The following is a 14,028-nucleotide window of genomic DNA, read 5'->3' as shown; positions in this document are numbered from 1 at the left end:
GTGGGTTTGCAACCCACCAGACCGGATTAAAGACCGGTGGAGACGTCGATCGTGTTGCCTTCTTCCAGCGTCACGTAAGCTTTTTTGACATCCTTACGGGTGCCCAGCTTACCGCGGAAGCGCTTGACCTTGCCTTTGGTGATGGTCGTGTTCACGGCCTTCACCTTCACACCAAACAGCGCCTCAATGGCCTCTTTGATCTGCGGCTTGTTCGCATCCGGGGCCACTTCGAAAACAACTGCGTTGGCTTCGGAAGCCATGGTTGCTTTTTCGGTGATGACCGGCTTGCGGATTACGTCGTAATGTTCTGCCTTCGCACTCATTTCAGACGCTCCTGTAGGGCTTCGACACCTGCCTTCGTCAACACCAGAGTGTCGCGCTTCAGGATGTCATAAACATTGGCACCGATCGAGGGCAGCACATCCAGACCAGCGATGTTCGACGCGGCCTTTGCGAAATCCTCGTTGACGGAACCGTCGATGATCAGCGCGCGCTTCCAGCCCAGGTTTTTCACCTGCTTGGCCAGAGCCGAGGTTTTTGCCCCAGCTTCCGCGGCATCGATGATCACCAGCGAGCCTTCTTTGACCTTGGCAGACAGCGCGTGCTTCAGACCCAGCTTGCGGAATTTCTTCGGCAGGTCGTGAGCGTGCGAACGCGGCGTCGGGCCTTTGTAGATACCACCCTTGCGGAAGATAGGCGCCTTGCGGGACCCGTGGCGTGCGCCGCCGGTGCCTTTCTGGCGATAGATCTTCTTGGTCGAGTAGCTCACCTCGGACCGGGTCAGCACTTTATGGGTGCCGGCTTGCGCTTTGTTACGCTGCCAGCGGACCACACGGTGCAGAATGTCGGCACGCGGTTCCAGGCCGAAGATCTCGTCGCCGAGATCGACGGAACCGGCGTTGGAGCCGTCCAGTTTGATCACGTCGAGTTTCATTCGTCGCCTTCCTTCTTCTCGGGTTCAGCAGCAGCTTCACCGCCCTCTTCGGCCTTATCGGCTTCGATGGACTGTTCAGCTTCCTGCAGAGCGGCTGCTTCCTGTGCGGCCTGCTCTTCTGCCAGACGCTGTGCTTCTGCTTCGGCCTCTGCGGCGGCTGCGGCTGCAGCTTCCTCGGCGGCTTTTGCAGCTTCTTCAGCGGCGGATTTCAGAGCGGCGGGCAGGATCGCGTTCTCGGGGAACGGCTTCTTGACCGCGTCCTTCACGGTGACCCAGCCACCTTTGGACCCGGGCACAGCGCCCTTGATCATGATCAGGCCACGTTCGCTGTCGGTCTTGACGACCTGCAGGTTCTGCGTGGTCACGCGGACGGCACCCATGTGGCCTGCCATCTTCTTGCCCTTGAACACCTTGCCGGGGTCCTGACACTGACCAGTCGAACCGTGCGAACGGTGCGAAATCGACACGCCGTGCGTTGCACGCAGACCGCCGAAGTTGTGGCGCTTCATGGCACCGGCGAAACCTTTACCGATCGAAGTGCCGCAGACGTCTACGAACTGGCCTTCGAAGTAATGGTCAGCGGTGATTTCTTCGCCAACTTTGATCAGGTTGTCGGGGTCGACGCGGAATTCTGCGATCTTGCGCTTGGGTTCCACGTTGGCAGCGGCGAAGTGGCCGCGCATTGCCTTCGAGGTCCGCTTGGCTTTGGCCGTGCCTGCGCCCAGCTGGACAGCAGTGTAGCCATGCGCATCAGCGGTCCGCTGCGCCACTACCTGCAGCTTGTCCAGCTGCAGAACGGTCACGGGAATCTGCTTGCCGTCTTCCATAAACAGACGGGTCATGCCAACTTTTTTAGCGATGATACCGGAACGGAGCATCTGGTGGTCCCTCCCTTACACCTTGATCTCGACATCCACACCAGCGGCCAGGTCGAGCTTCATCAGCGCGTCCACCGTCTGGGGGGTCGGATCTACGATGTCGAGCAGACGCTTGTGCGTCCGGATCTCGAACTGATCGCGGGATTTCTTGTCAACGTGAGGGCCACGGAGAACCGTGAACTTCTCAATCTTGTTGGGCAGCGGGATCGGGCCACGGACGGTCGCGCCGGTGCGCTTTGCCGTGTTTACGATTTCCTGCGTGGAGGTGTCCAACACGCGGTAATCGAATGCCTTCAGCCGGATGCGAATGGTTTGACTAGACATGTCAATTCAGCCTTCTTCGGCGTTTGAGTTGAGAGGAAGAAACAGGACCACCCTGCCCCTTCGTCGAACCCTTTATTGATTGGAGCCCCGAATAGTCGGGGCTCCGGTATTTGGCAATCCGTTAGATGCGTGTTGCCACGCACCGACGTCGATTATTCGACGACTTTGGACACGACGCCCGAACCAACGGTCCGGCCACCTTCGCGAATGGCGAAGCGCAGGCCGTCTTCCATGGCGATCGGGGCGATCAGCTCAACGACGAACTTCAGGTTGTCGCCGGGCATAACCATTTCCGTACCCTCAGGCAGGGTCACGGTGCCGGTCACGTCGGTCGTACGGAAGTAGAACTGCGGACGGTAGTTCGCGAAGAACGGCGTGTGACGGCCACCTTCTTCCTTGGTCAGAATGTAGACCTCGGCTTCGAACTTCGTGTGCGGGTTCACGGAACCCGGCTTACACAGAACCTGACCACGCTCAACCGCTTCACGGTCGATACCACGCAGCAGCGCGCCGATGTTGTCGCCGGCTTCACCGCGGTCCAGCAGCTTGCGGAACATTTCAACGCCCGTGCAGGTGGTTTTCTGCGTGTCTTTGATGCCGACGATTTCCAGTTCGTCACCAACGTTCACAACACCACGCTCAACACGGCCAGTCACAACGGTACCACGGCCAGAGATCGAGAAGACGTCTTCGATCGGCATCAGGAACGGCTGGTCAACAGCGCGCTCGGGCTGCGGGATGTACTCATCCACTGCGGCCATCAGTTCCTTGATCTTGTTTTCGCCGATTTCCGGATCGCGGCCTTCCATGGCTGCCAGAGCGGACCCCGCGATGATCGGGATATCGTCGCCCGGGAAGTCGTATTCGGACAGCAATTCACGGATTTCCATCTCGACGAGCTCGAGCAGCTCTTCGTCGTCGACCTGGTCAACTTTGTTCATGAACACGACCATGGCGGGGATACCCACCTGGCGGCCCAGCAGGATGTGCTCACGCGTCTGGGGCATCGGGCCGTCAGCTGCGTTCACAACCAGGATCGCGCCGTCCATCTGGGCAGCACCGGTGATCATGTTCTTAACGTAGTCGGCGTGGCCGGGGCAGTCGACGTGGGCGTAGTGACGCGCGTCGGTTTCGTATTCCACGTGTGCGGTGGAGATCGTGATGCCGCGGGCTTTTTCTTCCGGTGCGCCGTCGATCTGGTCGTAGGCTTTGAAGTCACCAAAGTACTTCGTGATCGCCGCCGTCAGCGTCGTCTTGCCGTGGTCAACGTGACCGATCGTGCCGATGTTGCAGTGCGGTTTGCCGCGCTCAAACTTTTCCTTGCCCATAGTAGGCTCCCTTTTCGTTACGGATGTCGGGATGAAACCCGACCTACGGTTTTGGGTAGGGCGGGGTTCACCCCGCCACCCGGCTTATGCGTATTTCGCTTGGATCTCGTCCGAGATGTTCTGCGGAACCGGATCATAGTGATCGAACTGCATCGTAAACTGCGCACGGCCCGAGGACATGGAACGCAGGGTGTTGATGTAGCCGAACATGTTCGCCAGCGGCACGAAACAATCGATGGCGATTGCGTTACCGCGAGGCTCTTGGCCCGACACCTGACCGCGACGCGACGTCAGGTCGCCGATGATACCGCCCGTGTATTCTTCGGGGGTGATCACTTCGACCTTCATGATCGGCTCCAGCAGCTTGGCGCCAGCTTTCTTCATGCCTTCACGCATCCCCATACGAGCTGCGATTTCGAAGGCCAGAACGCTGGAGTCAACGTCGTGGAATTTACCGTCGATCAGGGCAACCTTGAAGTCGATCACGGGGAAGCCAGCCAGCGGACCGGAGTCCATGACCGATTTGATCCCTTTTTCGACACCGGGGATGTATTCCTTGGGAACGGCACCACCGACGATGCGCGATTCAAAGGAGTAACCTTCGCCAGGCTCGGTTGGCGTGATGATCAGCTTAACCTCGGCAAACTGACCCGAACCACCCGACTGTTTCTTGTGGGTGTAGGTGTGCTCAACCTCTTTCGAGATCGTCTCACGGTAAGCAACCTGAGGCGCACCGATGTTCGCTTCGACCTTGAATTCACGCTTCAGACGGTCAACCAGGATGTCCAGGTGAAGTTCGCCCATGCCCTTCATGATGGTCTGACCGGATTCCAGATCAGTTTCCACGCGGAAGGACGGGTCTTCAGCGGCCAGACGGGCCAGACCCTGAGACATCTTCTCTTGGTCGCCTTTGGTCTTCGGCTCAACCGCGATCTCGATCACCGGATCGGGGAAGGTCATCGTTTCCAGAACCACCGGATCTTTCGCGTCACACAGAGTGTCACCCGTAGTGGTGTCTTTCAGACCGGCCAGCGCGATGATGTCGCCTGCAAAGGCTTCTTCGATCTCTTCACGGTTGTTGGAGTGCATCATCATCATACGACCGATGCGCTCTTTCTTGTTCTTCGTCGAGTTCAGGATCGAGTCACCCTTGTTCATCTTACCCGAATAAATCCGGGTGAAGGTCAGCGAACCGACGAAGGGGTCGTTCATGATTTTGAACGCCAGGCCAGCAAACGGCATATCGTCGTCTGCGCGGCGCGGGATGTTCCGCTCTTCGTTGTCGTCGCCGGGTTTGAAGCCCATGTAGTCGACAACGTCCAGCGGGGACGGCAGGTAATCGATCACGGCGTTCAGCAGCGGCTGGACACCTTTGTTCTTGAACGCGGAACCGCCCAGAACCGGAACGAAGTGCAGAGCCAGCGTGCCCTTGCGCAGCAGTTTGCGCAGGGTGTCGACGTCGGGCTCATTGCCTTCCAGGTATTCCATCATCGCGTCGTCGTCTTCTTCGACGGCCGCTTCGATCATCTTACCGCGCCATTCGTCGGCCTGATCCTTCAGGCTGTCACGGATCGGCTCTTTAACCCAGGATGCGCCCAGATCTTCGCCCTTCCAGACCCACTCTTCCATGGTGACGAGGTCGATCAGACCTTCCAGCTCGTTCTCTGCACCGATGGGCAGAGCGACGGGCACGGCGCGAGCGCCGGTACGATCTTCGATCATCTTCACACAGTTGAAGAAGTCGGCACCGATCTTGTCCATCTTGTTGACGAAGACGATACGCGGAACCTTGTAGCGGTCAGCCTGACGCCACACGGTTTCGGTCTGCGGCTCAACACCAGCGTTGGCGTCCAGAACACAGACTGCACCGTCGAGAACCGCCAGCGAACGCTCGACTTCGATGGTGAAGTCAACGTGGCCGGGGGTGTCGATGATGTTCATGCGGTACTTCGTGTCCGAGGTACCGTCAGCGGTCGGCTCTTCCTGTCGCTGCCAGAAAGTGGTCGTCGCAGCGGACGTGATCGTGATGCCACGCTCCTGCTCCTGCTCCATCCAGTCCATGGTGGCGGCACCATCGTGCACTTCACCGATGTTGTGGGACTTGCCGGTGTAGAACAGAATACGCTCGGAACAAGTCGTCTTGCCGGCGTCGATATGCGCCATGATACCAAAGTTCCGGTACCGCTGGAGGGGATAGTCGCGTGCCATGATGTGCAGCCTCTGATCGGATAATTAAAAGAAGGATTACCAGCGGTAGTGGCTGAATGCCTTGTTCGCATCCGCCATCTTGTGCGTGTCTTCACGCTTCTTGACAGCAGAACCGCGCGAATTGACGGCATCCAGAAGCTCGCCCGCCAGGCGTTCTTCCATCGTGTTTTCGTTGCGTGCGCGCGAAGCGTTGATCAGCCAGCGGATCGCCAGGGCTTCACGACGTTCGGGGCGAACTTCGACCGGAACCTGGTAGGTTGCACCACCAACACGGCGCGAACGAACTTCGAGCGACGGTTTGATGTTGTCGAGCGCTTCGTGGAACAGCTCAACCGGTGCGCGCTTGACCTTGGCTTCGATGCGGTCGAGGGCGTTGTAAACAATCTTTTCGGCGACGGATTTCTTACCATCGACCATCAGGTTGTTCATGAATTTCGTCAGAACCCGATCACCATACTTGGCATCGGGCAGAACTTCGCGTTTTTCAGCGGCGTGACGGCGGGACATCTGTAAATCCTCTTACTTCGGACGCTTCGCGCCGTACTTGGAGCGACGCTGCTTACGGTCTTTGACGCCCTGGGTATCCAGTACGCCGCGGAGAATGTGGTAACGGACGCCGGGAAGGTCTTTCACACGGCCGCCACGGATCAGAACAACCGAGTGTTCCTGCAGGTTGTGGCTTTCACCCGGAATATAGCTGATCACTTCGTAGCCATTGGTCAGACGCACCTTGGCCACCTTACGCATAGCCGAGTTCGGCTTCTTAGGCGTGGTGGTGTAAACACGGGTGCAAACGCCGCGTTTCTGCGGGCACTGCTCCAGGTGCTGGGATTTAGAGCGTTTAACTTTCGGCTGCCGGGGCTTCCGGATCAGCTGTTGGATCGTTGGCATTGGGCGTCGTTCCCCATCTCTCACATATGTGCGCACCTTGCGGTGCTGTTTCTCTCTTCACGCTGCGCGCGTCCACGCAACGCATAAAAAACCGCATGCGTCCCCTCGTTCGCGGGGAACGACGCGGCGGGTGTTCCAGAGGATCGGGGCGTTGCAACCCGGATCTTGACCACTTCGATTCTGATAGCCGGCGGGGATACCCCGGGCCGATTGGCGCGCGTATACGCAGAGTCGCCCCCCGTGTCAACACGCCCCCCGCCCTGCTTGTCGCATGGGCAGAGCGGTGCAATACTGCGATCACGCACCGGGCACAAGGTGCGGCAAGCGTATCTGCGACAAAGAGGCTGACATGCAGGTTATCGGCATCTGCCGCTTTTCCTATCCCGCGATCGGCGGCTTTCAGGTCCTGCATGAAACGGCAGCCGATCGCGCCGCCTATCTTTACGCGCCTGACCGGATGGAAGACCGCTTTCGCACGTTTCAGGCCTTCACCCTGCCCGCCCTGCGCGCCCAGACAGACCCCGATTTCACCTTCGTCATCGTGGTGGGCTACGACCTGGCCGTGGATTACGGCAATCGCCTGTGGGATCTGGTCGAAGACATCCCCCAGGTGGTGATCCGTGAATACGCCCCCGGCCCACATCGTGAGATCATGAAAGAGGCCATCAACTCTGTCCGCGATCACGACCAAGCCACCCTGCAATTCCGGCTGGATGACGACGACGCCGTTGCGGTGGATTTCGTCGCGCGGCTGAAAGCCGAAGGTTTCGCGCGAGCCGACGATCTGCAGGGCAATCGCCACATCGCGATCGATTTCCGCAACGGTTATATCGCCTCACCCGGCGCCGACGGTATCCACGCCATGGAAACCAGCAACCCTTTCATGACTGCCGCCCTCGCCATCGCTTTTGAACCCGGCGTAAGGTCCACGGTCATGAACTACAGCCATGTCAAACTGGGTAAGTTCATGCAGTGCTTTGCAGTCCATGGCGACCGCATGTACGTGCGCGGCCACAACCGCTGGAACGACAGCCGACAGGGGGACGGTATTCAACCCGAGGACCTCCATCCCCTGACACCCGCGACGAAACAAACCTTTCGCGACAGGTTCGCCATCGACGAGGCGGAGGTCGCCCGCCTCTACACGACCTAAACCTTATTCGTTTCGTACGGGCGGCACTGGCACCCGCCGGGTCACCCGCATCTCGCGGAAGAAAGAATACATCCCCGACCCCACGACAATTCCCGCCCCGATCAGCGTCAGATTGGTCGGCCAGTCGCCAAAGACCACATAACCCAGCACCAGCGCCCAGATCATTGCAGTATACCGGAAGGGTGAAACGAAACTGACCTCGCCTAGCCGCATCGCCTGAACCGACGCCAGATAGGCTCCCAGTACCATCAGGGCCGATCCGGCAACCAGCCCGCCTGATCGCGCGTCCAAAGCAATCCACTCGCCTCCGATACCCTTAGCTCCGAAAAAGATCGCCACCATCCCCGAGGTGATGGCGGTTACCAGCAGTGTCGGCGCTTCCTTCGAGATGTTCCGCGTCACGATATCCCGCACCGTCAGGCACATAACTGAAATCAGAACGTAAATCGCAAAGACGTTAAAACCGTCCGGACCGGGGCGCAGGATCAGAAGAACACCGGAAAACCCTATGACGACGGCCAGAATTCGCCGCCACCCAATCGGTTCTCCAAGGAACAACGCCGCTGCGACCATCACCATCAGGGGCGCCGACTGCAAAACGGCGGTCACATTGGCCAGTGGCATGTTGAACAGCGCGGTCAGGAAGAAATAGGCCGTCGCAACCTCGGCCAGCCCCCGCAGTAAAGCCAACCTTGCATCGCGACCTGATAGGCCCCGCACGAACGCGCCACTGCGCCAGGCCAAAGCAAGGAAAACCAACGTCGCTGCCCCGTTGCGCAACAACAAGATCTGATGCAGCGGCACCTCTCCGGCGAGCAGTTTCATCAGCACATCGTTAATTGTGAACAGTGCCATCGACAGCACCATGATCAGCGCGGCGCGCAGGTTGTCAGCAGCCATGCGTCAGACTTTCAAAGCACGCAACGCATCCGCATCCAGCCCGAAGTGCCGCCGGATTTGCCGATTGATCTTGTCGTCCTCCAACTCTCCCCGCCGCGGCTCCAGCTGAGGCGTCGATGTGTTGTTCATATGGATCGACCGGATAAAGCCGGGCTGCGAGATATCGGAATAGCAATTATAATGCGCCGCGAAGTTCTTGTGGTTGTAGCGGTAGGGATTATGCCCATCCCCTGCCCTATGGATCAGCACGTTGCCAATAGCCAGAGGCGCGCGCAGATATGTGTCGGTCAGCTGGTTGGGGCCATCCGCGTTCACGTCGAAATAGAACCCCTTGTTCCAGCATAGAATGCTGGGCGTGTGATCCTCTTGCCAGTCGATGATCCGCCGCGCCATCATCTTGGCCCGGGCCACCATTTCCAGATCCACCGCGTCATCATCATCGATCCGAAAGGACAGCCGATGCCCGGCCTCTGGCGCTTCGACCCGATCAAAGGACACGCGCAGCAGCTTGTAATGACGATCCAGCGGCGCGGCCCAGACCTCGACATTGGGATAGCCCGCCACCAGATCCCGCAACCGATCCAGATAGGGTTTCGGCATCTCGACCGAGGTCAGGATCACAAGCCGGAAATCCATGTCCGTCTGGCGTAGCATGGTGGCCAGCGTCAGCTCTTCGAACAGCTTGAACCTCAACTCCATCGGCGTGGGCTGGAAAATACGCTCGGCAATCTCTTCCGGCGTGCCACGCTTCTGGGTCGTGAAATCGGTCGTCAGCACGGAAAAGCGACAGACCCCGACCATCTGGACTCCGTTGTACTCTGCCATGCTGCCTCCCGCGATTTGCCCTAGTGGTCGCACTTTGCCACGCCAAAGAAAAGACCAACGCGCCCGTCATCGGAAACCGCAAAACCGGAGGGCCAGCCCTCCGGACCTCCCGGGATATTCCCCGCAAGAGGATATGGGCACGCCGCCCCTGCTTCTTTGGTCCCACAAATATTCCCGGGGGTGAGGCGCACAGCGCCGAGGGGGCAGCGCCCCCTGCCCGGCCTCAACATGGAAACCCCACAAGCAAAAAGGCCCCCGCCGAAGCAGGGGCCTTTTCAAATCTTACAGCAAGGCTGCGATCAATCGCGGCTGTCCGGCGTTTCCACCAGCGTGTCGAAATCGTCGCCACCAACCACATCGCTGCCTTCGGGCGCGGCCAGGGCTGCGGCCTGTTCGGCCTCTTCCCGGCGGGCTTCCAGCACGACGTTGTCGCGGTCGGATGCGATGCGGCGCACGCGCTGCGTGGCACCACCCGTCCCGGCCGGGATCAGACGACCCACGATGACGTTTTCCTTCAGGCCGACCAGTTTGTCGCGCTTGCCCTGAACCGAAGCTTCGGTCAGCACACGCGTGGTTTCCTGGAAGGACGCAGCCGAAATGAACGACCGGGTCTGCAGCGACGCTTTGGTGATACCCAGCAGGATCGGCTGACCTTCGGCCGGACGACCACCACGGGCATGTGCCTTGGCGTTGGCTTCGTCGAACTCGATCTTGTCGACCGTTTCGCCCTTCAGCAGCGTCGTATCGCCCGAGTCCGAGATCTCCCACTTCTGCAGCATCTGGCGAACGATCACCTCGATGTGCTTGTCGTTGATCTTCACACCCTGCAGTCGATAGACGTCCTGCACCTCGTCGATCATGTACTCGGCCAGCGCCTCGACACCCATAATGGCAAGGATGTCGTGCGGTGCCGGGTTACCGTCCATGATGTAGTCACCCTTCTGCACGAAGTCGCCTTCCTGCACCGGGATGTGCTTGCCCTTGGGCACCATGTATTCGACGGGTTCCATCGACTCGTCCGCCGGCTGGATCGCGATGCGGCGCTTGTTCTTGTAGTCGCGGCCAAAGCGCACGTAACCATCGATTTCGGCGATGATCGCGTGGTCCTTGGGACGACGGGCTTCGAACAGTTCGGCCACACGCGGCAGACCACCGGTGATGTCCTTGGTCTTGGCGCCTTCACGCGGGATACGCGCGACAACGTCACCTGCCTGAATATCCGCCCCGTCTTCGACGGACAGAATGGCATCCACGGACATCGGATAGGTCACCGGGTTGCCCGCTTCGTTGCGGACCGGTTCGCCATCGTCGCCGACGATCAGCAGTTCCGGCTTCAGCTCATTGCCCTTGGGCGAGCCACGCCAGTCAGCCACGATCCGCTGGGTCATGCCCGTCGCTTCGTCGGTGTCTTCCCGCACGGCGATACCGGTGACCAGGTCGACATAGCGAACCTGACCAGCCTTTTCGGCGATGATCGGCAGGGTATAGGGATCCCATTCGAACAGCTTGGTGCCGCGCGTGATCGTCTCGCCTTCTTTGACGAAAACCTTGGTACCGTAGCCCAGTTTGTGGCTGGCACGCTCGGTCCCGGTGTCGTCCATGATCCGCAACTTCATGTTACGGCCCATGACGAGCATTTCACCGGACGCATTTTCCAGCAGGTTCGGGTTCTCGAACTCGACCTTACCGTCCATGGACGCCTCAAGGAACGACTGCTGACCACCCTGCGCAACACCGCCGATGTGGAAGGTCCGCATCGTCAGCTGCGTGCCCGGCTCACCGATCGACTGTGCCGCGATGATCCCCACGGCTTCGCCTTGGTTCACCATCGTACCGCGTGCAAGGTCACGACCGTAGCACATGGCGCAGACGCCATCTTCGGCCTCACAGGTCAGCGGAGAGCGGATGCGCATCGACAGCACGTTCGCGTCTTCGATCATGTCGGCCATGCGTTCGTCGATCAGCGTGCCCTTGGCGCACAGCACCTCTTCGGTACCGGGGCGCAGGACATCCTCGGCCGTGACACGACCCAGAATACGTTCGCCAATCGTGGCAACCACTTCACCGTCGTTGACGGCCGCTTCGGCGGTCACGGCACGGTCGGTGCCGCAATCCACTTCGCGCACGATGCAGTCTTGCGCCACGTCCACCAGACGGCGGGTCAGGTAACCTGAGTTCGCCGTTTTCAAAGCGGTATCCGACAGACCCTTACGGGCACCGTGGGTGGAGTTGAAGTACTCCAACACGGTGAGACCTTCTTTAAAGTTCGAGATGATCGGCGTTTCGATGATGTCGCCATTCGGCTTCGCCATCAGGCCGCGCATCCCGCCCAGCTGCTTCATCTGCGTAACCGAGCCACGCGCACCGGAGTGGGCCATCATGTAAACCGAGTTCGGTTCCTGTTCCTGCCCGTCGATGGTTTCCACAGCCGAGATGGTGGACATCATGGCCTCAGTCACCTTGTCGTTACACTTCGACCAGGCATCGACCACCTTGTTGTACTTTTCGCCCTGAGTGATCAGGCCGTCCATGTACTGCTGTTCGAAATCCGCAACTTGTTCACGGGTTTCTTCAACAAGGCTCCACTTGTTGTCGGGAATAACCATGTCGTCCTTGCCGAAGGAAATCCCGGCCTTGAACGCTTCACGGAAGCCCATGGTCATGATCTGGTCACAGAAGATCACGGATTCCTTCTGACCGCAGTAACGGTAGACGGTGTCGATGACCTGCTGCACTTCGCGTTTCCGCAGCAGACGGTTCACCAGGCTGAAAGGTGCCTTGGTGTTCATCGGCAGCAGCGCGCCCAGACGGACACGGCCCGGCGTGGTTTCAAACCGCACCATGACCTCGTTGCCTTCTTCGTCGATCTGCGGAATGCGCGCCTGAATCTTGGCGTGCAGGTGCACCGCACCGGAATCCAGCGCGTATTGCACTTCTTCGATCGAGGAGAAGGTCATGCCTTCGCCCTTCATGCCAGCGCGTTCGATGGTCGTGTAGTACAGGCCCAAGATCATATCCTGCGACGGAACGATGATCGGTGCGCCGTTTGCAGGCGACAGAACGTTGTTCGTCGACATCATCAGAACGCGGGCTTCCAGCTGCGCTTCGAGCGACAGCGGCACGTGAACGGCCATCTGGTCACCGTCAAAGTCAGCGTTGAACGCCGAACAGACCAGCGGGTGCAGCTGAATGGCTTTCCCTTCGATCAGCGTGGGTTCGAACGCCTGAATACCCAGACGGTGCAGCGTCGGCGCGCGGTTCAGCAGAACCGGGTGCTCACGAATGACTTCGTCAAGGATATCCCAAACTTCGGGACGCTCTTTTTCCACCAGCTTCTTCGCCTGCTTCACGGTCGACGACAGACCTTTGGCCTCCAGACGCGAATAGATGAACGGCTTGAACAGCTCGAGCGCCATCTTCTTGGGCAGACCACACTGGTGCAGCTTGAGTTCTGGGCCGGTCACGATGACCGAACGCCCCGAGAAGTCGACGCGTTTACCCAAAAGGTTCTGACGGAAACGACCGTGCTTACCTTTCAGCATGTCCGACAGCGATTTCAGCGGGCGCTTGTTCTGCCCGGTGATCACGCGACCACGACGGCCGTTGTCGAACAGCGCGTCCACGGATTCCTGCAGCATCCGCTTTTCGTTGCGGACGATGATGTCAGGCGCGCGCAACTCGATCAGACGCTTCAGACGGTTGTTCCGGTTGATCACGCGGCGGTACAGGTCGTTCAGGTCCGACGTCGCAAAGCGACCGCCATCCAGCGGAACCAGCGGGCGCAGTTCTGGCGGGATCACGGGGATCACGGTCAGGATCATCCACTCCGGACGGTTGCCGGATTCCAGGAAGCTCTCAACGACTTTCAGACGCTTAATGATCTTCTTGGGCTTCAGCTCACCGGTCGCCTCTTTGAGGTCGGCGCGCAGCGTTTCTGCTTCCAGCTCAAGATCGATCTTGGCCAGCATTTCGCGGATCGCTTCGGCACCGATGTTCGCCTGGAAGGCGTCCATGCCATAGGCGTCCTGCGCGTCCATGAACTCTTCTTCCGTCAGCATCTGGCCTTCGGTAAGGTCGGTCAGACCCGGGTCGATGACGACGTAGTTTTCGAAATAGAGCACACGCTCCAGATCGCGCAGGGTCATGTCCAGCAGCAGGCCGATCCGGCTGGGAAGGGACTTCAGGAACCAGATGTGCGCAACGGGCGCGGCCAGTTCGATATGACCCATCCGCTCACGGCGGACCTTTTGCAGCGTGACTTCCACACCGCATTTTTCGCAGACAACGCCGCGATACTTCATACGCTTATATTTGCCGCACAGGCATTCGTAGTCTTTGATCGGGCCAAAGATACGCGCACAGAACAGGCCGTCGCGTTCGGGCTTGTAGGTCCGGTAGTTGATGGTCTCGGGCTTTTTAATCTCGCCATAGGACCACGAAAGGATCCGCTCGGGCGATGCCAGAGACACTTTGATTTCGTCAAAAACCTTCTGGGGGGCCAGCGGGTTAAATGGGTTGTTCGTCAGTTCCTGGTTCATGTCTTTATCCTAAGTGACAGGGCGGGAAGGATGAGGGCGGGCGATCCGA

The 14,028-nt window shown here is 59.3% G+C and carries 12 protein-coding genes; 1 reads left to right on the top strand and 11 read right to left on the bottom strand.

Annotated elements, in window-relative coordinates; genetic code table 11:
* Positions 1-26 precede the first annotated feature (26 nt).
* The 8 genes from ACI3GR_RS12770 to rpsL all read right to left on the bottom strand — a co-directional run bounded on the left by ACI3GR_RS12770 (position 27) and on the right by rpsL (position 6,563).
* Complete coding sequence (locus tag ACI3GR_RS12770) at positions 27-323, bottom strand: 50S ribosomal protein L23 (protein ID WP_407495038.1); 297 nt, start codon at positions 321-323, stop codon at positions 27-29.
* Positions 320-934: a 50S ribosomal protein L4 gene (rplD, locus tag ACI3GR_RS12765; RefSeq protein WP_407495036.1), complete on the bottom strand. Its 615-nt coding sequence runs from the start codon at positions 932-934 to the stop codon at positions 320-322. Before rplD ends, ACI3GR_RS12770 begins: the two co-directional genes overlap by 4 nt.
* Positions 931-1,812: a 50S ribosomal protein L3 gene (rplC, locus tag ACI3GR_RS12760; protein WP_407495034.1), complete on the bottom strand. Its 882-nt coding sequence runs from the start codon at positions 1,810-1,812 to the stop codon at positions 931-933. Before rplC ends, rplD begins: the two co-directional genes overlap by 4 nt.
* 15 nt (positions 1,813-1,827) lie before the next feature.
* Entirely contained in the window at positions 1,828-2,136 is a 309-nt protein-coding gene (gene rpsJ / locus ACI3GR_RS12755) for a 30S ribosomal protein S10 (RefSeq protein ID WP_407495032.1), read from the bottom strand.
* Positions 2,137-2,288: 152 nt separating this feature from the next.
* Positions 2,289-3,464, bottom strand: coding sequence for an elongation factor Tu (gene tuf / locus ACI3GR_RS12750; RefSeq protein WP_407494997.1), 1,176 nt, complete (start codon positions 3,462-3,464; stop codon positions 2,289-2,291).
* 84 nt (positions 3,465-3,548) lie between these two features.
* Positions 3,549-5,672 (bottom strand): elongation factor G, encoded by a 2,124-nt coding sequence (gene fusA / locus ACI3GR_RS12745; RefSeq protein WP_407495031.1) that lies wholly within the window; start codon positions 5,670-5,672, stop codon positions 3,549-3,551.
* 36 nt (positions 5,673-5,708) lie between these two features.
* Complete coding sequence (rpsG, locus tag ACI3GR_RS12740) at positions 5,709-6,179, bottom strand: 30S ribosomal protein S7 (RefSeq protein ID WP_407495029.1); 471 nt, start codon at positions 6,177-6,179, stop codon at positions 5,709-5,711.
* A 12-nt stretch (positions 6,180-6,191) separates the two neighbouring features.
* Complete coding sequence (gene rpsL, locus ACI3GR_RS12735; RefSeq protein WP_005862801.1) at positions 6,192-6,563, bottom strand: 30S ribosomal protein S12; 372 nt, start codon at positions 6,561-6,563, stop codon at positions 6,192-6,194.
* A 349-nt stretch (positions 6,564-6,912) separates the two neighbouring features.
* On the opposite strand from rpsL, the gene ACI3GR_RS12730 reads away from it, so the two are divergent.
* Complete coding sequence (locus ACI3GR_RS12730; RefSeq protein ID WP_407495026.1) at positions 6,913-7,716, top strand: glycosyltransferase; 804 nt, start codon at positions 6,913-6,915, stop codon at positions 7,714-7,716.
* A gap of 3 nt (positions 7,717-7,719) precedes the next feature.
* On the opposite strand, the gene ACI3GR_RS12725 is transcribed toward ACI3GR_RS12730, so the two are convergent.
* The 3 genes from ACI3GR_RS12725 to rpoC form a co-directional block, all read right to left on the bottom strand.
* Complete coding sequence (locus ACI3GR_RS12725; RefSeq protein ID WP_407495023.1) at positions 7,720-8,616, bottom strand: DMT family transporter; 897 nt, start codon at positions 8,614-8,616, stop codon at positions 7,720-7,722.
* Positions 8,617-8,619: 3 nt separating this feature from the next.
* Entirely contained in the window at positions 8,620-9,441 is an 822-nt protein-coding gene (locus ACI3GR_RS12720) for a glycosyltransferase (RefSeq protein WP_407495021.1), read from the bottom strand.
* Positions 9,442-9,740: 299 nt separating this feature from the next.
* Positions 9,741-13,979, bottom strand: a complete 4,239-nt coding sequence (gene rpoC, locus ACI3GR_RS12715; protein ID WP_407495019.1) for a DNA-directed RNA polymerase subunit beta' — start codon at positions 13,977-13,979, stop codon at positions 9,741-9,743.
* Positions 13,980-14,028 lie beyond the last annotated feature (49 nt).

The sequence above is a fragment of the Pseudooceanicola aestuariicola genome (genome assembly GCF_045763785.1).
In the GTDB taxonomy this organism is placed as follows: Bacteria; Pseudomonadota; Alphaproteobacteria; order Rhodobacterales; family Rhodobacteraceae; genus Pseudooceanicola.
Note: the sequence above shows the minus strand (reverse complement) of the source record. Positions and strands in the feature narration are given on the sequence as shown.

Coding starts and splice junctions, on each gene's coding strand:
- fusA (WP_407495031.1), bottom strand. CDS start 5,672: ATGGCACGCGACTATCCCCTCCAGCGGTACCGGAACTTTGGTATCATG.
- ACI3GR_RS12725 (WP_407495023.1), bottom strand. CDS start 8,616: ATGGCTGCTGACAACCTGCGCGCCGCGCTGATCATGGTGCTGTCGATG.
- rpoC (WP_407495019.1), bottom strand. CDS start 13,979: ATGAACCAGGAACTGACGAACAACCCATTTAACCCGCTGGCCCCCCAG.
- ACI3GR_RS12720 (WP_407495021.1), bottom strand. CDS start 9,441: ATGGCAGAGTACAACGGAGTCCAGATGGTCGGGGTCTGTCGCTTTTCC.
- ACI3GR_RS12730 (WP_407495026.1), top strand. CDS start 6,913: ATGCAGGTTATCGGCATCTGCCGCTTTTCCTATCCCGCGATCGGCGGC.
- tuf (WP_407494997.1), bottom strand. CDS start 3,464: ATGGGCAAGGAAAAGTTTGAGCGCGGCAAACCGCACTGCAACATCGGC.
- rpsG (WP_407495029.1), bottom strand. CDS start 6,179: ATGTCCCGCCGTCACGCCGCTGAAAAACGCGAAGTTCTGCCCGATGCC.
- ACI3GR_RS12770 (WP_407495038.1), bottom strand. CDS start 323: ATGAGTGCGAAGGCAGAACATTACGACGTAATCCGCAAGCCGGTCATC.
- rplC (WP_407495034.1), bottom strand. CDS start 1,812: ATGCTCCGTTCCGGTATCATCGCTAAAAAAGTTGGCATGACCCGTCTG.
- rplD (WP_407495036.1), bottom strand. CDS start 934: ATGAAACTCGACGTGATCAAACTGGACGGCTCCAACGCCGGTTCCGTC.
- rpsL (WP_005862801.1), bottom strand. CDS start 6,563: ATGCCAACGATCCAACAGCTGATCCGGAAGCCCCGGCAGCCGAAAGTT.
- rpsJ (WP_407495032.1), bottom strand. CDS start 2,136: ATGTCTAGTCAAACCATTCGCATCCGGCTGAAGGCATTCGATTACCGC.